General features: G+C 40.8%; 18 protein-coding genes. 16 read left to right on the forward strand and 2 right to left on the reverse strand.

Annotated elements, in window-relative coordinates; all coding sequences use genetic code 11:
* The first annotated feature begins 10 nt into the window (after positions 1–10).
* The gene (locus tag AC1TO9_RS16975; protein ID WP_482057169.1) at positions 11–421 is read left to right on the forward strand and encodes a MerR family transcriptional regulator; all 411 of its coding nucleotides are present in this window, start codon (positions 11–13) and stop codon (positions 419–421) included.
* 35 nt (positions 422–456) lie between these two features.
* Entirely contained in the window at positions 457–1,785 is a 1,329-nt protein-coding gene (glnA, locus tag AC1TO9_RS16980) for a type I glutamate--ammonia ligase (protein ID WP_482057202.1), read from the forward strand.
* 762 nt (positions 1,786–2,547) lie between these two features.
* Here glnA and AC1TO9_RS16985 read toward each other — a convergent pair.
* Positions 2,548–3,201, reverse strand: coding sequence for a pentapeptide repeat-containing protein (locus AC1TO9_RS16985; RefSeq protein WP_482059933.1), 654 nt, complete (start codon positions 3,199–3,201; stop codon positions 2,548–2,550).
* A gap of 100 nt (positions 3,202–3,301) precedes the next feature.
* Positions 3,302–3,928: a transcriptional repressor LexA gene (lexA, locus tag AC1TO9_RS16990; RefSeq protein WP_482057167.1), complete on the reverse strand. Its 627-nt coding sequence runs from the start codon at positions 3,926–3,928 to the stop codon at positions 3,302–3,304.
* Positions 3,929–4,183: 255 nt separating this feature from the next.
* Between lexA and AC1TO9_RS16995 the strand changes: the two genes are divergently transcribed.
* From AC1TO9_RS16995 to AC1TO9_RS17060, 14 genes are all read left to right on the forward strand, one after another.
* Complete coding sequence (locus AC1TO9_RS16995; protein WP_482059934.1) at positions 4,184–4,471, forward strand: LysM peptidoglycan-binding domain-containing protein; 288 nt, start codon at positions 4,184–4,186, stop codon at positions 4,469–4,471.
* A gap of 100 nt (positions 4,472–4,571) precedes the next feature.
* Positions 4,572–4,775 (forward strand): DUF896 domain-containing protein, encoded by a 204-nt coding sequence (locus tag AC1TO9_RS17000; protein WP_482057165.1) that lies wholly within the window; start codon positions 4,572–4,574, stop codon positions 4,773–4,775.
* Positions 4,776–4,799: 24 nt separating this feature from the next.
* Positions 4,800–5,336, forward strand: a complete 537-nt coding sequence (locus AC1TO9_RS17005; RefSeq protein WP_482057164.1) for a hypothetical protein — start codon at positions 4,800–4,802, stop codon at positions 5,334–5,336.
* Between the two features lie 24 nt (positions 5,337–5,360).
* The gene (locus tag AC1TO9_RS17010) at positions 5,361–6,155 is read left to right on the forward strand and encodes an HAD family hydrolase (RefSeq protein ID WP_482057163.1); all 795 of its coding nucleotides are present in this window, start codon (positions 5,361–5,363) and stop codon (positions 6,153–6,155) included.
* 117 nt (positions 6,156–6,272) lie between these two features.
* On the forward strand, positions 6,273–6,713 hold the full coding sequence (locus tag AC1TO9_RS17015) for a FixH family protein (protein WP_482059935.1): 441 nt from the start codon (positions 6,273–6,275) through the stop codon (positions 6,711–6,713).
* Between the two features lie 247 nt (positions 6,714–6,960).
* Positions 6,961–10,425 carry a methionine synthase gene (gene metH, locus AC1TO9_RS17020; RefSeq protein WP_482059936.1) on the forward strand — a complete coding sequence of 1,155 codons (3,465 nt, stop codon included), beginning with the start codon at positions 6,961–6,963 and terminating at the stop codon, positions 10,423–10,425.
* Between the two features lie 136 nt (positions 10,426–10,561).
* Positions 10,562–11,491, forward strand: coding sequence for a ribonuclease Z (rnz, locus tag AC1TO9_RS17025; RefSeq protein ID WP_482059937.1), 930 nt, complete (start codon positions 10,562–10,564; stop codon positions 11,489–11,491).
* Positions 11,492–11,726: 235 nt separating this feature from the next.
* Positions 11,727–12,530 (forward strand): TIGR01457 family HAD-type hydrolase, encoded by an 804-nt coding sequence (locus AC1TO9_RS17030; protein WP_482059938.1) that lies wholly within the window; start codon positions 11,727–11,729, stop codon positions 12,528–12,530.
* Between the two features lie 17 nt (positions 12,531–12,547).
* Entirely contained in the window at positions 12,548–13,357 is an 810-nt protein-coding gene (locus AC1TO9_RS17035) for an Fpg/Nei family DNA glycosylase (protein WP_482059939.1), read from the forward strand.
* Positions 13,347–13,709: a cyclic-phosphate processing receiver domain-containing protein gene (locus AC1TO9_RS17040; RefSeq protein WP_482059940.1), complete on the forward strand. Its 363-nt coding sequence runs from the start codon at positions 13,347–13,349 to the stop codon at positions 13,707–13,709. The genes AC1TO9_RS17035 and AC1TO9_RS17040 overlap by 11 nt, the downstream gene beginning before the upstream one ends.
* Positions 13,706–14,026, forward strand: a complete 321-nt coding sequence (locus tag AC1TO9_RS17045) for a thioredoxin family protein (protein ID WP_482059941.1) — start codon at positions 13,706–13,708, stop codon at positions 14,024–14,026. Before AC1TO9_RS17040 ends, AC1TO9_RS17045 begins: the two co-directional genes overlap by 4 nt.
* Positions 14,023–14,796 (forward strand): ABC transporter ATP-binding protein, encoded by a 774-nt coding sequence (locus AC1TO9_RS17050; RefSeq protein WP_482057156.1) that lies wholly within the window; start codon positions 14,023–14,025, stop codon positions 14,794–14,796. The genes AC1TO9_RS17045 and AC1TO9_RS17050 overlap by 4 nt, the downstream gene beginning before the upstream one ends.
* Positions 14,797–14,802: 6 nt before the next feature.
* Positions 14,803–15,867 carry a 23S rRNA (cytidine(2498)-2'-O)-methyltransferase RlmM gene (locus tag AC1TO9_RS17055; RefSeq protein WP_482059942.1) on the forward strand — a complete coding sequence of 355 codons (1,065 nt, stop codon included), beginning with the start codon at positions 14,803–14,805 and terminating at the stop codon, positions 15,865–15,867.
* A gap of 195 nt (positions 15,868–16,062) precedes the next feature.
* Positions 16,063–17,541, forward strand: a complete 1,479-nt coding sequence (locus AC1TO9_RS17060) for a serine/threonine protein kinase (protein WP_482059943.1) — start codon at positions 16,063–16,065, stop codon at positions 17,539–17,541.
* The last annotated feature ends 65 nt before the right edge of the window (positions 17,542–17,606 follow it).

The following is a 17,606-nucleotide window of genomic DNA, read 5'->3' on the forward strand; positions in this document are numbered from 1 at the left end:
TTGATGAATCATGGGTGATGATATTCGTAGGAATATGGCATTATTCCCAATTGGTATCGTAATGAAACTGACTGATTTATCTGCACGACAGATTCGTTACTATGAAGAACATGAATTGATCGTTCCAGCTCGCACAGCTGGTAATCAACGGTTGTTTTCTTTTAATGACGTGGGAAGATTGCTTGAGATTAAGGCGCTTATTGAGAAAGGTGTTAATATCGCGGGCATGAAGCAAGTCATGAAGCCCTTTACGAAGGAATCTGATGAGGCTACAGTCATTACACTCGATACTGGAATTAAACGTGGAGGATTATATGATTCACAACTTCATCGTGATCTTAAGCAAGAACTTTCAGAAAATAGGAGACCGGGTCGAGGCTCCTTAATTAAAGGAGAATTATCCCGATTTTTTGATAAATAATGTATAATATTCTATTTGCGAAGGGCGAGGGTACTGTGGGTTATACCAAAGAAGCAATCCTTAAAATGGCTAAGGAACAGAACGTAAGATTTATTCGTTTACAATTTACTGATTTGCTAGGATCAATCAAGAATGTGGAGATTCCTGTAAGTCAGCTCAAGAAAGCTGTAGATAACTTAATGATGTTCGACGGATCCTCGATTGAAGGTTACGCGCGGATTGAAGAATCAGATATGTATTTATATCCCGATCTTGATACTTGGGTGGTATTCCCATGGGTAGCGGAAGAGCGTGTTGCTCGTTTAATTTGTGACATCTATATGCCTGACGGAACTCCATTTGCTGGGGACCCACGTGGTATCTTGAAACGTTGTTTGAGAGAAGCGGAAGAAATGGGTTATTCGTCCATGAAAGTGGGTCCAGAACCTGAATTTTTCTTATTCAAAACAGATGCACAAGGTAATCCAACGATGGAGCTAAATGATAAAGCTGGATATTTCGATCTTGCACCTTTGGATCTTGGTGAGAACTGTCGACGTGAGATCGTTCTAACTCTTGAAGAAATGGGCTTCGAAGTTGAAGCATCACATCATGAAGTTGCGCCTGGACAACATGAGATTGACTTCAAATACGAAGATGCTGTTAAAGCCGCTGATCAGATTCAGACGTTTAAACTGGTCGTCAAGACGATCGCGCGCGAACATGGGCTTCATGCAACCTTTATGCCTAAGCCGCTTTATGGAGTGAGTGGATCGGGTATGCACTGTCACCAATCTCTATTCAATGGCAAAGAGAATGCATTCTACGATGAGACAGATGAATTAGGGTTGAGCAGTACAGCACGTTATTATATGGCAGGTATTCTAAAGCATGCACGTGCTTTTGCAGCCATCACCAACTCAACTGTGAATTCATATAAACGTCTTGTACCTGGATACGAAGCTCCGTGTTATGTAGCTTGGTCTGGTAGCAACCGTAGCCCAATGATTCGTATTCCTGCTTCACGTGGTCTTAGTACACGTGTGGAAGTACGTAACCCGGATCCAGCAGCTAATCCATATCTAGCTCTTGCTGTTATGTTGAAAGCTGGACTGGACGGAATCAAGAATGAGCTTGAATTGCCTGCTCCAGTTGACCGTAATATATATGTCATGTCAGAAGAAGAGCGGATTGAAGAGGGTATTCCAAGCCTACCAGCAGATTTGAAGGAAGCTTTGAATGAGATGATCCGCAGTGAAGTGATTACCTCGGCGCTCGGAGATCACGCCCTTGCTTACTTCTATGAGTTGAAAGAAATTGAGTGGGATATGTACCGCACACGAGTTCATCAATGGGAACTTGATCAATATATGACGATGTACTAATCCGTGAAACCCTTGAGGCTCTAAGCTTCGGGGGTTTTTATTTTGGGGGCATATGGTGGGGATTGTCCTTACGATCGCTGTTGCCCTCTGATTTCTTGATTATATACCGCTATAGCGGTTGAAATCAGAGGGCAAAGCATAGGCTTCCGAAGTAGCTTTCCAACGGAAAGCTTGTTGGCGAACGCTATCGCTTCTTCAGGACAATTCCGTCATCTTTGCTGCTTCGTACTTCTCCACTTCACCCGACCCAATCCCACTTATTAGGAACTTAAGACCGCGGAATCAGCAGGAGACATTCTTCCTACCTACTTGTTGAGGTGGTTGTCATATTCCTGCGAAAGCGCAGGCTTTATACCACACGTCAGTTAGTGTTGTTCTATAGCGCGATAGTAAGTAGTCAAGTGATGATTGTAGTGTTGAGCCATTTTCTATGTAGAAACTCTGGAGATGAAACGTATGTTCTGTTTTCTGGTAAAAAGAAAAGCCCATAAGGGCGAGATTATATTTGAACGTGATTAATATTATGTTGAACTACCTATCCGAGAATTCATTTGTTTCAGTTCTTCTAATACTTGACTTAATATTTGATCGCTCATTGTGTATCTCCTGAAATAAGTGATCCCCATCAGCTAGGGTATTTGCTAGCTCATGCTTATAAAGTTAATAAAGGAACAGTGTGGGTGTGAGCAATTTGCGAATTTGACTGAAGGAGACTTATTAAGGAAAAAGAAAAGGTGCATATCTGATCTAACCCGCCTAATCCTACTCGTTAATCACCAGACCTAATAAGCCTGCAAATACATAAGCTTGTTCTTTAGAAATAATGCAATTCTTTAAATCCTCTAGGTTGATACTTAAGGAAGAAAACTCACAGGTGCTGAAGTCTATTCCTTTATGCTTTGAGCCAGAGAATTGAGATTGATCAAGATTAGATCTGTGAAAATTCACATGTTCTAAAGTAGAATAACAATAATCTGAGCTAGAAAGGGAGCAGTCTTCCATGTTAACCGATTTCATATTGGAAAAACGGAAATTTGCAAAATCCCCTAAGCAGTGTTGAAATAGAACGTTTCGAAGTGTAGTTTCTGATAAATCTAATCCAATGAGTTTACAATTTCTGAATTCTGTTCTGTGTATGCTTGCATTGCTGAAATCTGTATTAGAAAGATCACAGTTATCAAAGATGACGTCGGTCAGTTCGAGGTACATGAATGATGATTGAGAAAAGTCTACATTTCTAAAAATAACCTCATCGAATGTCACTCGCTGAAGCGTTTTACTATCTAAAGAGCAATCCTGGAACACACCTCGTTCGATACAATCCTCGGATTGTATATCTAATGATAGAGAGGGGAGGTCCGTCATTGCTTGAGATATTTTAGGTAATTCAATTTTTAAAGTTTTCTTCTTACTCATATGTTAAATTCTCCTTATACAAAGAAAAGGATACAGCGCATGATAAGCAACCGTATCCTTTTCTAATAGTTATCATGATTAATAATGGCAATGTACGAGTTCAGTGAATGTCACGGAAGAGACCAACAACTTTACCAAGGATCGTAACATGATTCAAACGTAAAGGTGGATATGTTGGATTCTCCGGTTGAAGCCTAATATGGTCTTTCTCTTTGTAAAAAGTCTTGACCGTGGCTTCATCTTCTTCAGTCATGGCAACGACGATATCACCATTATTAGCCGTTTGCTGTTGGCGAACAATGACCATATCCCCATCATGTATTCCGACTTCAATCATACTATCACCCATTACGTTGAGCATGAATACCTTCTCATCACCTACAAAATGTTGTGGTAGAGGGAAATAATCTTCTATATTCTCTGTTGCCGTAATGGGAACACCCGCAGTCACCTTCCCAACAACGGGAACACGAGCTACAGTATGACTAAACTGATGTTGGTTCTCGGAATCATCCTGACCTAATATTTCAATTGCGCGCGGTTTAGTTGGATCCCTCCGAATAAGACCTTTCTTCTCTAGACGGTCCAAGTGTCCATGAACAGTTGAACTAGAAGCTAATCCAACCGCTTCTCCGATCTCCCGCACAGATGGTGGATATCCCTTAGTGCGTACTTCGCTACGTATGAATTCTATTATTGCTTGTTGTCGGCTAGATACCTTAGACATATTGTTCCACCTCATTAAAGTTACTTTGTGAAATTATAACATAGAACTACCGTTCGCACAAACGTAGGTTCTAAACTTTTCAGAACATTTGTTCTAAAAAGTGTTGAACAAAACAAGTGTTCGTGTTATAGTAATTTTAATAACAAGAACAAACGTTTGGGAGATGAGTTTATTATGTTGAGATACAGTACTTATGAGAGTATTTACAAAACTACGAATGAAAGAAACACACATACATATTTATGGAGAGATCGGGTGAAATCGATAGTACCACGTTCATTTGTTAAGATATCAATTTGGCTGTTACTAATAGTAGCTGTAGGTTCCTCTGGAATGATTCAGGCCTTTGCTAATTCTGCTGAGGAAGAGCGAGTCGAGAAGAATGTTATCGTACTGTATGGAGATACACTTTGGAGTGTTGCTGTTCAAGAGAAACCAACGAATATGGATACACGGGTTTATATTAAAAAACTGAAACAATTAAATGGATTAACGAGTGGTAATATCATGGCTGGAGAGGTACTGAAGCTGCCCGTATATTAAATATTATTACATCTATAGAGCTTGGTGGGGTGAACTCCTTGACAAGCTCTTTTTATCATGTCAAAGTTAATACTGATATTTATGAATGGAGGACAGTTTTATGGATATTGACAACGTGATAGAACGGATTAACGAACTTGCCCGTAAGAAGAAAACTGAGGGTCTAACGGAGGATGAATTGCAAGAACGGGTTGCTCTTCGTGAGATGTACCTTCAGAACATTCGTAGAAATGTTCGAGATCAATTGGATTCCATTGAATTCGTAGAGGAAGACACGGAATCGGTAAAGGATAGATTACAATAATCCACATCATTAGGAGGCTAAAGTATGTCACGTTCTTGGGAGAGAATGGTTCAAAAAAATCGAACAGAGCTTAATAAGCAACGCAAGAAACAAGGTCAATCAGGTATGATTAAGCATGGTGTCATCGTGAACGGCGATACATATAAAGGGCGTAAATATGTGTTTCCTATTGTTCTGATCATGTTAGCTATATTATATGCACTTCTTGGATGGGCATCGAGTACATTGCCCGAACAAGAACAAACAGCAACTACTAGTCCTGTAATGACATGGGTTGTCACGATCGCTTATATCGCATTGGCGGTCATACTTTACTTGAGACGTCCTTACTTACAAGTAAATAAAGATAATTTACAAACGACAAAGCTAAGTCGAGTTCGTACATTAACTGCATCCAGTATAGCTAAAATTAAAGTTAATAGGGGATCGGTTGTCATTGAGCCGAAAGCTAAGGGAGCTAATTGGGTGTTCACTCGTCTAATTAATCGGTACGATACTAAGGCGATGGGTGAAGGTTTGGAACGATTTGCGAAGGATAACAATATTCCTATTGAAAAGTAATGGGTGAGGGAGAGAGTTAGAGATATGTCGATAAAAGCTGTTATTTTTGACTTGGATGATACTCTGTTGTGGGATGAACGCAGTGTGTTGGAGTCTTTTGAAGCTACATGTAAGAGGGCTGCTGAGGTTTCAGGCATCGATCATGTTGCGCTTGAAGAAGCCGTTCGAAGTGAAGCGAGGGCATTATATGAATCGTATGATACATTTCCTTTCACTACTAAGATCGGTATCAATCCTTTTGAAGGGCTGTGGGCGAATTTTACTGCAGGGGAACAATCTGAATTTCGACAGTTAGAACAAATAGTTAAGGTGTACCGTAAAGATGCATGGCAACGTGGTCTTTTGAAAATGGGTATAGATGATGACAATTTAGCTCTTGAACTTTCTGACCAATTCGCTGCAGAAAGACGTTCTCGTCCGCATGTGTATGACGAAACATTTCATGTGCTTAAGGAATTGCGCGGACAAGTGAAATTGCTTCTACTAACGAATGGTTGTCCGGCATTGCAACAAGAGAAGCTGGATGGGGTTCCGGAGTTGGCTCCTTATTTTGATGGAATTGTGATTTCTGGAAGCTTTGGTATAGGTAAGCCCGATGTGTCTATATTTAATCACGCGTTATCTATACTTGAAGTGAACAATGACGAAGCGCTCATGGTAGGCGATAAATTAACGACAGATATCCGTGGCGGCCTTGCAGCTGGCATCCAAACAGTATGGATCAATCGTACAGACCGACCGACAGATCCTGAGATTACACCAGACTTTGAGATAGAGCATTTGTCAGAGTTGCATAAGATTATTGAGAGACTCTCATAAATCGACACAAAAAGCCTTTTCCCTGCTTCAACAGCAGACGAAGAGGCTTTTTTATGTTAATATGATTAATGTCACAACATCTTGAAATGTAGTGAAATGAGCTTATTTAATTATATTTTGAAAGGTTGGGAGCATGTGAGATTAAGCAATCGAATCAGCTTGGTAGTTATTATTATGTCTTTCATAGTCATCATAGGCTGCAATAGTGAAGGAAGTAATCGCAAGGGAATGAATATGGGGAACGATGATTCATTTATGCCTATTCTAGTTGAATTAAGCATTCAAGCTGAACAGGTTAAAGTGAATGACAAGGTTATGATTGAGGTTCTAGTGACGCAAAATGATAAAAATGTAACGGATGCAGATAAAGTATTAATAGAATTCGTTCCTTCAACTGAAGGTGGTATACATACTGAACTTGAAGCTACACATGCAGGTGAAGGCAAATATGTATTGGAGACAAGCTTGGATCAAGCAGATACATATAACGTCATCTCTCATGTCACGGTTGGGGCTATGCATTCGATGCCTAAGAAAGAATTAGTGGTTACTGAATAAGGTCGAAATATTTTAACTGAGATTGAATAACCCTGTTTTCCATTATTGGAGAATGGGGTTTTGCGCAAATTATAATGATTATTATGGTTAAGCTAAAGTAGATTGAAACTATATGGAAACACGGACGATTCTCGTAATTATGATGTATTCATTCGTGTTTAGATAAATGATGATGTTGCATATGGATGTTAACAAAACTCCGTGTTTTCCTTTTATAATGAGAGCTATTCTGTTAAACTAATAATTAATGTTTCAGTGGGAGGGATTCGAGTTGAGTATAAAGAACTTAGAAGAATCATTAAAAGAACGGATATTCATTATGGATGGTGCAATGGGGACCATGATTCAGCAGCTTGATCTTTCACCAGAGGATTTCGGTGGAGAAGAGTTAGATGGTTGTAACGAGATGCTAGTTCTTACAAGACCGGATGCGATTCAAGAAATCCATGAATCATATTTAGATGCTGGTGCAGATATGATCTCGACCAATACATTTGGTGCAACATCCGTTGTACTTGCTGATTATGATATACCTGAGAAGTCCCGTGAAATCAATTTAAAGGCAGCTGAGCTAGCTCGTGTAGCAGCTGATAAATATAGTACAGATCTTAAACCACGCTATGTCATCGGGGCTATGGGCCCTACAACGAAGACGTTGTCTGTCACAGGTGGAGTTACATTTAAGGAATTGGTAGCAACGTATGAGGAACAAGCACTTGCTTTGATCGAAGGTGGCGTTGACTTGCTTCTATTGGAGACGAGTCAAGACACATTGAATGTGAAGGCAGGTAGTATTGGTATTCGTCAAGCTTTTGAACAAAGTGGTGTGACGCTTCCGATCATGATTTCGGGTACGATTGAACCGATGGGAACGACATTAGCTGGACAGAATATTGAGTCATTCTACATATCACTTGAGCATTTAAATCCGATATCAGTTGGACTCAACTGCGCGACTGGACCAGAATTTATGAGAGATCATATTCGCTCATTAGCTGCAATCTCCAAGTCAGCTGTTAGCTGTTATCCAAATGCTGGGTTACCAGATGAAGATGGGAATTACCATGAATCACCAGAATCACTTTCTAAGAAAATGGTCGCTTTCGCTGAACAAGGATGGTTAAATATCGCGGGCGGATGCTGTGGTACGACACCAGATCACATTCGTGCTATGGCCGAGGCACTTTCGAAATATGAGCCTCGTCGTGAATATGGAGATCACCCACCTGCAATATCTGGGGTAGATGCTGTATTTGTAGAACCAGATAATCGTCCGATTATGATTGGAGAGCGTACGAATATTTCAGGATCGCGTAAATTTAAACGTTTGATTAAAGAAGGAAAGTTTGATGAAGCATCTGAAATTGCTCGTTCTCAAGTTAAAGGAGCAGCTCAGATTATTGACATTAACCTCCAAGATACGGATATCGATGAAGAGTATGCGGTGCATAACTTCTTGCCTTTGGTTGCTAAGAAAGTAAAAGTCCCTCTAATGATTGACTCAACGTATGATCATATTATTGAGTTAGGACTTCAGTATTCCCAAGGTAAAGCGATAATTAACTCCATTAACCTTGAAGATGGTGAATCAAAATTCGAGAACGTTGTGCCACTTATACATCGTTATGGTGCCGCTGTGGTGTGTATCCTAATTGATGAGACTGGACAAGCGGTCACTCGTGAAGCCAAGCTTGGAGTGGCTAGCCGTTCGTATGATCTTCTTGTAAATAAATATGGGTTGAATCCAGAAGATATTATATTCGATCCTAACATGTTCCCAGTTGGTTCAGGTGACCCTCAGTATATTGGTTCAGCTGTGGAGACGATTGAAGGGATCAGATTGATTAAGGAAAAGTTCCCTAAGGTGAAAACGATTCTGGGACTAAGTAATATATCCTTCGGATTGCCAGAGTCAGGTCGAGAAGTGCTTAATTCTGTGTATTTGTACGAATGTACGAAAGCAGGACTTGATTACGCCATCGTGAATACGGAAAAGCTAGAGAGATATGCTTCGATCCCAGCGGAAGAGCGTCGTCTCGCGGAAGCCCTTATATTTAATACGAATGATGAGACGTTGGCTGAATTTGTAGCGGCGTTTCGTGAGAAGAAAGTGGAGAAGAAAGAGAAGATATCTAGTCTATCGCTAGAAGAACGTCTCTCTTCTTATGTAGTTGAAGGTACGAAAGAAGGACTAATTCCTGATTTGGTTGAGGCGTTGAAAAAATATTCTGCGCTTGAGGTCATCAATGGTCCGCTAATGGTAGGTATGGCTGAGGTCGGTAGACTCTTTAATAATAATGAGCTCATCGTAGCTGAAGTATTGCAGAGCGCTGAAGTTATGAAAGCCTCAGTCACCTATCTTGAAGGTTTCATGGAGAAGAACGAGAGTAGTATAAAAGGGAAAATCATGTTAGCAACCGTAAAAGGTGATGTACATGACATCGGTAAGAACTTAGTCGAGATTATACTGTCTAATAACGGGTACCATATTATTAACCTAGGTATAAAAGTACCGCCGGAAAAAATAATTGAAGTATATCGTGAAGAGAAAGCAGACATCATTGGATTATCAGGACTTCTCGTGAAATCCGCACAGCAAATGGTCATCACTGCTCAGGATTTGAGAACATCAGGAATTGATGTTCCAATCATGGTTGGAGGAGCAGCACTAACTCGTAAGTTTACGAAGACCCGAATCAAACCAGAGTATGACGGTATGGTTGTGTATGCTAAGGATGCGATGGATGGACTTGATATAGCGAATAGGCTCATGGATCCAATACAACGTGAAGAAATGCGAGTGAAGATGCAAGAAGAGCTTGAGGCTTTTCTCGAATCAAAACTTGAAGAGAAAGCACTACCGGTGTTGACACGAGCTATGAAGTCGAACATTGCGACCGATAACCCAGTGTTAATTCCGCCTGATACCGATCGCCACGTTCTACGTAACTATCCAATCTCCCATATCATGCCTTATGTGAATATGCAGATGTTGATGGGCCACCATCTAGGATTACGCGGATCAGTGGAGCAATTGCTTGCGGAGGGCAATGAGAAGGCAGTTGCGTTAAAAGAAACAGTAGACGCAATTATGAATGAAGCGGTGCAAGACGCTATTATTCAGGCACATGCAATATATCGTTTCTTCCCAGCACAATCTCAAGGAAATGATATTTTGGTCTATGATCCAGAGGATCACACAAAGGTGCTACAAAGATTTTCATTCCCTCGTCAGAGAGTGGAGCCATATCTATGTCTTTCGGATTTCCTGAAATCAGTGGATAGCGGGGTTATGGATTATGTAGGATTCTTGATTGTAACTGCGGGGCATGGCGTGTCGGAGTTATCTGGACAATGGAAGGATAATGGGGACTATCTAAGATCTCACGTGTTGCAGTCGGTTGCCCTTGAGACAGCTGAAGGATTGGCTGAACGTATTCACCATATGATGCGTGATTCATGGGGGTTCCCTGATCCAGAAGATATGACAATGAAGAAGCGACATGGTGCCCGGTATCAAGGGATTAGAGTATCCTTTGGTTATCCAGCTTGTCCTGATCTAGAGTTACAAGGACCATTATTTGAACTATTACAACCTGGGGATGTTGGAATTGAGTTAACTGAAGGATTTATGATGGAACCAGAAGCATCTGTATCAGCGATGGTATTTAGTCATCCTCAAGCCCAATACTTCAATGTTGAAAAAGCTTAGAGTGTGAATTCAAAAAGTGAGCTTTTTGAACAACCTCTTAGAGTTGGATTAGTTACGCTAGCTCATACTAGTCATAAGATCCTTCGATAATACGAGGGATCTTATGCTGAGTTATTGGAAGGAGAACGTGGGCAAGATGGAATTATTATTTCTAGGTACGAATGCGGGTGTACCAACGCTACAACGGAATGTGACTTCGATTGCTCTACGTCTATTCGAGGAGAGAGGTTGCTTCTGGCTATTTGATTGTGGTGAGGCTACCCAGCATCAGATTCTCAGGTCATCGTTAAAGCTCAGTAAGCTTGAGAAAATTTTTATTACTCATTTACATGGTGATCATATATTCGGTCTGCTTGGACTGCTCGCAAGCCGAAGTAATCAAGGTGGAGTATCCCCATTAACGGTGTATGGACCTCATGGAATAAAGGAGTTTATAGAAACCTCGATGAAGCTGAGTCAATCTCGGATGGATTATATATTAGAAGTCGTGGAGCATGACGGTGGGTTGATCTTTGAAGATAAGACATTCGCTGTTCATTCTGAACTACTAGAGCATCGGATCGATAGCTATGGGTACAGAGTGATTGAGAAGGACCGAACAGGTACACTTAATCTGGCCTTATTGAAATCATACGGAGTCAAACCAGGGCCTATATATGGTAAGATTAAACGTGGAGAGAGTATTGAACTTGAGAACGGTCAAGTTATAAGATCAGAAGATGTGTTGGGACTTCCTAAAAAGGGCAAGATTGTAACTATACTAGGGGACACGAGACCTTGTCCTGCTGTTGTTACACTTGCTAAGGATGCGGATATGTTGGTCCATGAATCCACATACCTTCATGAGATGGCAGATACTGCTCATGATTATTACCATAGCACTGCAGTTCAAGCTGCTGAAGCTGCACAGCAAGCGGTAGCGAAGCAGATGGTCCTAACCCATTTCAGCTCCCGTTATAAAGACATGGAGCAGTTGGGTCAGTTGCTAAAAGAGGCCCAGTCTATTTTTCCAAATACGTTATTGGCAGAGGAATTTACCATTATTCCTATTCAGCATAATCAATAATTGTGGTGGGAAATCAACGATTAGAAATGAATTATTTTCCGGGAAAGCGCAGGAAATGACATAGGATTCTATAATAACGGTACAATATCGATCGTCTCTTCGATTAAATGTGACGAATGACGAGCGGAAATGATTACAAATGACGGTTTTTCAAGTGAAGAACGACAGAGCTTGACAAACTATTATATGATATAAAGTGATTGTACTCTCTATTTTGAAAGGAAGTGCATGGGCAATGACAATCTGCAAAGGTCTATTAATAGATTTAGATGGGACGTTGTATCATGGACAACATATGATCTCGGGTGCTGACGTTCTAATCAGTCAATTAAAAGCTAATCATATTCCCTATTTGTTTGTAACGAATAATTCGACACGTACACCAGAGGATGTAGCGGTCTTATTAAATGGCATGGGTATTCAAGCTGAACCTAACGAAGTGTGTACGTCATCACAAGCTACCGCTAAGTATATAGCTGAACGATCTCCAGGTGCCCGCGTTGCCATAATAGGTGAAAATGGATTACGTCAGGCAATCATGCGGGCGGGATTACTAGAAGTTGATCAGAATCCAGAATATGTCGTGCAAGGACTTGATAGAACATTCTCATATGACACGTTAACATCGGCAGTTCAATGGATTAGTGAGGGAGCCCAGTTTATTGTTACGAACCCCGATCTACGTCTACCTTCCGATGTAGGAGTTATTCCAGGTGCGGGAACAATTGCCGCAGCTATTGAAGCGGGAACGGGTGTGAAGCCACTCGTTATTGGTAAGCCAGCTAGCCATTTGATGAACTATGCGATGGATGTACTAGGTATGGAACCTTCTGAAGTTACCGTGATTGGTGACAATATGCGGACTGATATTTCCGCTGGAGCAGCGGCTGGTTGTGAAACGATACTTGTTCTAACGGGGATTACAACAGAAGCGAGTCTACAGGCGGATATTCGTATGGCCGGAATTGAACCTAATATGATTTGTAATGATCTTCATGAACTTCTTCATCAATTATGTGGTTTACACAACTCTCATTAGAAAGAGGCGAATGACAGATGCCTGAAATGCCTGAATTAGAAAATTATCGGAAGTTGATTTCCGAGAAAATATTGGATGCTCCTATTATTAACGTAACAGTGAATAAGAAGAATACTGTTAATTTGGATGTAGATACTCTTGTTTCGGAACTGGAAAGTACCAAGGTTATTTTTGTAGAACGACGTGGGAAATTTCTGAACTTTCATTTAGATAATGGTCGGAGATTGTTAGTGAATCTTATGGTAGGTGGGTATATACAATATGGTAAGCAAGGGGAATCGTCAGATCGCAATGCGGAGGTAGAAATTGGATTTGGCGAATTTACACTGTATTTCATGTTGCCTCGTTCAGGTTATATTCATTTGTTATCTGCGAAGGAAGTTGGTGAAGTATTGAGTCAACTTGGTCCAGAACTAAGTGATCGTAGGATGGGAATGGATCGCTTTGTTAACATGGTGAAAGTTCGCCGTGGAGCATTGAAAACATTATTGGTAAATCAAAGTGTGATTGCAGGAATCGGCAATCGTTATGCCGATGAAATTTCTTTTGAAGCCAAATTATTACCATCAACTAAAGTTCAAGATCTTGAGACATCGGCAATCGAGAGATTGTACCATAGTATGAAATTAATATTGAATCATGCTGTGGAGTCTGGTGGTTCTATTAATAAACCATTTGCGAATGAAGATGTACACACGGGAAGTTACAAACTGCAAGTATATAACCGTGAGGGTGAACGATGCAGTCAATGTGATGGAGTCATAGATAAAGTGGAGTTGAATGGGCGAAAAACTTTCTTTTGTCCGACTTGTCAGCATGAACAATGATGTTGAAATTCACTTGTTCTTAGATGATATTCGTCGTTGTCCCAAAGGATTCTCATTGGCTCGTACGGGTGAAGATTGTTTGGTGATGCTTCGTGAATGCAAAGTGAATATTCTATCACTTGATTATGAACTGGGATTCCATAGTGAAATGTGCGGTAAAGATGTGGTTATGGCTATCATTCGTGAAGGATTGTTCCCGCGGGAAGTTTATTTACATACATCCAGTTTCATTGGGAAACGTGAGATGTATCAGTTATTATATGAACATAAACCGGCTGAAATGATCCTTCATAATGGACCTATGAGTGAAGAGACATTACATGATATAGCAATGGGTGCTGACCGAATATGAGAGAACTTAATGAACTAGAAGTACGCTCACAAATGGACAGTAGAGGTAAGCCTGTCGTTGTATTCCTATACACACCTTTATGCGGAACCTGTAATGCAGTCAAAAGAATGCTTACGGTTGCTGAACATTTACTTCCTGAGGGTACGATATCAGCGGCGAATGTGAATATGATGCCCTTATTGGCTCAGGAATATAAAATTAGGAGTGTACCTGCAATGCTACTGATGGATGAAGATCGGAATGATCCACCCAATCTTCTTTACCGTATGGGTTCAGTAGAAGAATTGTTAGTAGCTATAAGGAGTGTGATGGAATGATATCTATGCAACATATTTCGCTACGAAGAGAGAATGATACCATACTGAATGATGTATCTCTCGATATAAAAAGTGGTGAGAACTGGGTCATCTTAGGTCGCAACGGCTCTGGAAAGACTACATTACTTGAGATGATGACGGGTTATCTCTTTCCTAGCCAAGGTCGAGTCGAAGTGATGGGAAATGTATACGGACAGTGTGACATTCGTGAAATACGCAAAAGTATTGGCTACATAAGTCCGTCATTGTTGGAAAGAATGTCTCTGACAGATCCGGTGTGGGAGATTGTGGCAACGGGTGCCTATGCTTACTTGCGCTTCTATGAAGCGATACCTCAAGCGGTAAAAGAGCAGTCGTATCGTCTATTAGAAGAGATGAATATTGCTCGATTAGCAGAGCATACACTGGGAACCTTGTCTCAAGGTGAACGTAAAAAGGTGTTGCTGGCCCGTTGTTTAATGGGAGATCCAAAGCTACTCATTATGGACGAGCCATGTGCAGGTCTAGATCTATATGAGCGGGAAAAGATGCTAGTGGAAGTAGACCGATTACGGAAACGTGATATTACGGTTGTGTACGTCACTCATCATGTGGAAGAGATTGTCCCACTGTTCACCCATGTTGCGCTCATAAAAGATGGTAAGTTGGTTGGAGCAGGACCTAAAGAACAAGTTCTAAATAAAGAAATGATTATGCGTACCTATGAAATTCCAGTTGAACTGGAATGGGACGGTGGACGTCCCTGGATCAAGGTAACTTCTGGAGGTTAATCCAACTTGGATGAATTTAATGTAAATGTAAGTGAAGAGGAAATACAAGAACAACAAACACGGTTTATTTGTACGGCCAATCATGGATTTGCTCCATTTGCTCAGGAAGAATTACGGCGTTTATTCGGCAGTGTTAAGAGTACCGTCCTCGTATCGGGTGAGGTATTTCTAGTTAGCGTGGCTTATACATGGAATGAAGTTGCAGCGATGATTGCCAAACAAGCTCCAATCTTCGTGCGTCATATACAGCCAGTAGATATTGAGATATCTGCTGAAGAATTGGGTAGTGGACTGAAAGAGTTGAAGGTCTATGTATTGGACAAGAAAGAGCTCCAGGGTGCAACGGTTTCACTGCAAGTTCGTAAATCTGAACATAGCCTAAGTGAAGTAAGTGCAGGTGCGCTACGAGAACAAATCTTAGAGGATTTACAAGACCTTCATGCGGAGTTCATTGTTCAGGATGCAGATTGGATTCTTTCGGTATTCGTATCGTCAGATCATATCTATGCAGGAGTGTCTCTTCCGCAGGATAATCTTTCCGATTGGAACGGTGGAGCGGTTCGCTTTCAGCGGGAAGAAGGGCAGATTTCACGTGCTAAATTTAAATTGTTGGAGGCAGAGAAGTCCTTCGGAATTGATTTCACTGCTTTTCGCCATGCACTTGACATCGGGGCTGCACCTGGAGGTTGGACCTCGTTCTTACTTGAGCGTGGCATTCATGTGACGGCTGTAGATCCTGCCAAGATGCACGAATCATTAGTCGGTCATCCGCAACTTAAGATCATGCGTAAGAATGCTTCAGAAGTACGTTTTCGTGATAACCAATTCGACCTACTAGTATGTGATATGAGCTGGAGCCCTAAACAAATGGTTAAGCTTGTGAAAGACCTGCTGTATTGTCTATCCCCAGGTGGGACGGCCATAGTGACGGTAAAGCTAATGCATAAAAAGCCGATGGCCTTAATCAAGGAAGTGATAGCTTCGCTTGAAGAAAACCAGATGCAATTACAATATGCTAAGCAACTGTTCCATAATCGGGACGAAATAACACTTCACATGATTAAATATTAATGTTGTAAAACGTTATTAATTATAGATTGTGAAAATATCACTTTACAAGTCTACATGTTTGTATTATGCTAGTTCCAAATTTAACCAAGCAATATGAATAGGGAAAGTATCCCGAAGAGTTCAAAGATAATCGGTTATCACCGTATCTTTCCTTTTCTAGATGCTTTCCTTTTTTTGTTGCGAAATGGAGGTGAAATGATGAACGAACGATCTTTACTGCGTCAGGGTCATATCGTTGGTGGAAGGTATTTAATTCAGCAAATAATTGGATCGGGAGGGATGAGTCATGTTTACTTAGCTGATGATCTGAAATTATCAGGTAAGCAATGGGCGGTGAAAGAGTGTTTCTCATCACCACAACAGTATAGCAATATTGGGGATGAAGCAGAGTTACTAACGACTTTGGGTCATCCTCGACTCCCGCGGATTGTAGATTTTTTTCCACCTAATGAGCAAGGAAATTCCTATTTGGTTATGGATTATATTCATGGAGTGACATTAGAGAAGTATTTCAATAGTCTTAATAGAAAATTGAAGAGTGACTTCATTCTACAATTAGCTGATCAAACTCTTGATGTACTTGAATATCTACATAACCATAAACCACCTATTGTATTCCGTGATCTCAAACCGTCCAATATTATGCTGACATCGCAATTGGAGTTACGTCTTATTGACTTTGGAATTGCTAGAAATTATAAACAAGAACAAGACCAGGATACTGTGAAGCTTGGAACTGTTGGTTTTGCAGCTCCTGAACAGTATGGTAGTGGTCAAAGTGATGCTAGATCTGATCTATATGGGTTAGGGGCATTGCTCCTATACCTCGCCACAGAAGGGGTCCGAAGTGAATGGAGTGAGGGGGTAGAGTCTTGTATACGCTCTGACTTTCCTAGAGATAAGATCCCGGTATTACGTAAATTGTTGCAAACATATCCTGAAGATCGTTATCCATCGGTAAGTGAGGTTAGAAAGGCTTTGATGGTAGGAGGAGCATCACGAGTTCAAGAGCAGAGACTTGAATCTGAACATAAAGGAACTTATGTTATCGCTGTAATGGGAGCGAGTGGCGGTGCAGGGACTACGCATACAGCGATCAGCATCGTTCATTACTTAGCTAGAAATTTTAATAACGTAGCCATTGTTGAATTGAATAGATATGCATCTGCATTTGCTAGAATCCAGCATATTGTTGAAGGAAATGTTTATGAGAATAAGAAAGAACATTGTTTCTCTGTAGAAGGTGTCGATTATTATCGACAGAGTACTAGAACTAATATCATTGAATTATTAGGTGAGAATTACAATTATATCGTTTTGGATTTGGGATCGTTTCAAGAGAGTGATGGACTGGAAGAATTTCTACGTGCTGATATCCCAATTATTGTAGGTTGGGGTTCAGAGTGGCGTATGCAAGATATGGAGGAGGCTATTAGTAGTTTAACACGACATCGACAGAACAAATGGGTCTATTGTATGCCTCTAGCTGAACCAGATGCAGTGAAACGTCTTCGCAAGCAGATAGATTCCATGAAAGTGTATAGTTTACCGTTGCATAAAGATCCTTTTGATATAGATGAAGAAACGGATGAAGTGCTGTCCGAAGTATTACACCGGTACATACCCATACTAAAGAAAAAGAAGAAGTTTCGCTTTGGGGTAGGTTCCCGGTGATGTTAACATATGCATGTTTATTTTCCTAACGTTTGTGGAATATCCAATATATCATAAAGCATGCG

It is taken from the genome of Paenibacillus sp. Y916 (assembly GCF_056786435.1).

What these genes read in the sequence shown, in the direction of transcription:
- AC1TO9_RS16975 (WP_482057169.1), top strand. Translation starts at nt 11, where the DNA reads ATGGGTGATGATATTCGTAGGAATATGGCATTATTCCCAATTGGTATC.
- AC1TO9_RS17035 (WP_482059939.1), top strand. Translation starts at nt 12,548, where the DNA reads ATGCCTGAAATGCCTGAATTAGAAAATTATCGGAAGTTGATTTCCGAG.
- metH (WP_482059936.1), top strand. Translation starts at nt 6,961, where the DNA reads ATGTTTCAGTGGGAGGGATTCGAGTTGAGTATAAAGAACTTAGAAGAA.
- AC1TO9_RS17050 (WP_482057156.1), top strand. Translation starts at nt 14,023, where the DNA reads ATGATATCTATGCAACATATTTCGCTACGAAGAGAGAATGATACCATA.
- AC1TO9_RS17000 (WP_482057165.1), top strand. Translation starts at nt 4,572, where the DNA reads ATGGATATTGACAACGTGATAGAACGGATTAACGAACTTGCCCGTAAG.
- AC1TO9_RS17030 (WP_482059938.1), top strand. Translation starts at nt 11,727, where the DNA reads ATGACAATCTGCAAAGGTCTATTAATAGATTTAGATGGGACGTTGTAT.
- AC1TO9_RS17060 (WP_482059943.1), top strand. Translation starts at nt 16,063, where the DNA reads ATGATGAACGAACGATCTTTACTGCGTCAGGGTCATATCGTTGGTGGA.
- AC1TO9_RS17005 (WP_482057164.1), top strand. Translation starts at nt 4,800, where the DNA reads ATGTCACGTTCTTGGGAGAGAATGGTTCAAAAAAATCGAACAGAGCTT.
- AC1TO9_RS17045 (WP_482059941.1), top strand. Translation starts at nt 13,706, where the DNA reads ATGAGAGAACTTAATGAACTAGAAGTACGCTCACAAATGGACAGTAGA.
- AC1TO9_RS17010 (WP_482057163.1), top strand. Translation starts at nt 5,361, where the DNA reads ATGTCGATAAAAGCTGTTATTTTTGACTTGGATGATACTCTGTTGTGG.
- AC1TO9_RS17040 (WP_482059940.1), top strand. Translation starts at nt 13,347, where the DNA reads ATGAACAATGATGTTGAAATTCACTTGTTCTTAGATGATATTCGTCGT.
- AC1TO9_RS16985 (WP_482059933.1), bottom strand. Translation starts at nt 3,201, where the DNA reads ATGAGTAAGAAGAAAACTTTAAAAATTGAATTACCTAAAATATCTCAA.
- lexA (WP_482057167.1), bottom strand. Translation starts at nt 3,928, where the DNA reads ATGTCTAAGGTATCTAGCCGACAACAAGCAATAATAGAATTCATACGT.
- rnz (WP_482059937.1), top strand. Translation starts at nt 10,562, where the DNA reads ATGGAATTATTATTTCTAGGTACGAATGCGGGTGTACCAACGCTACAA.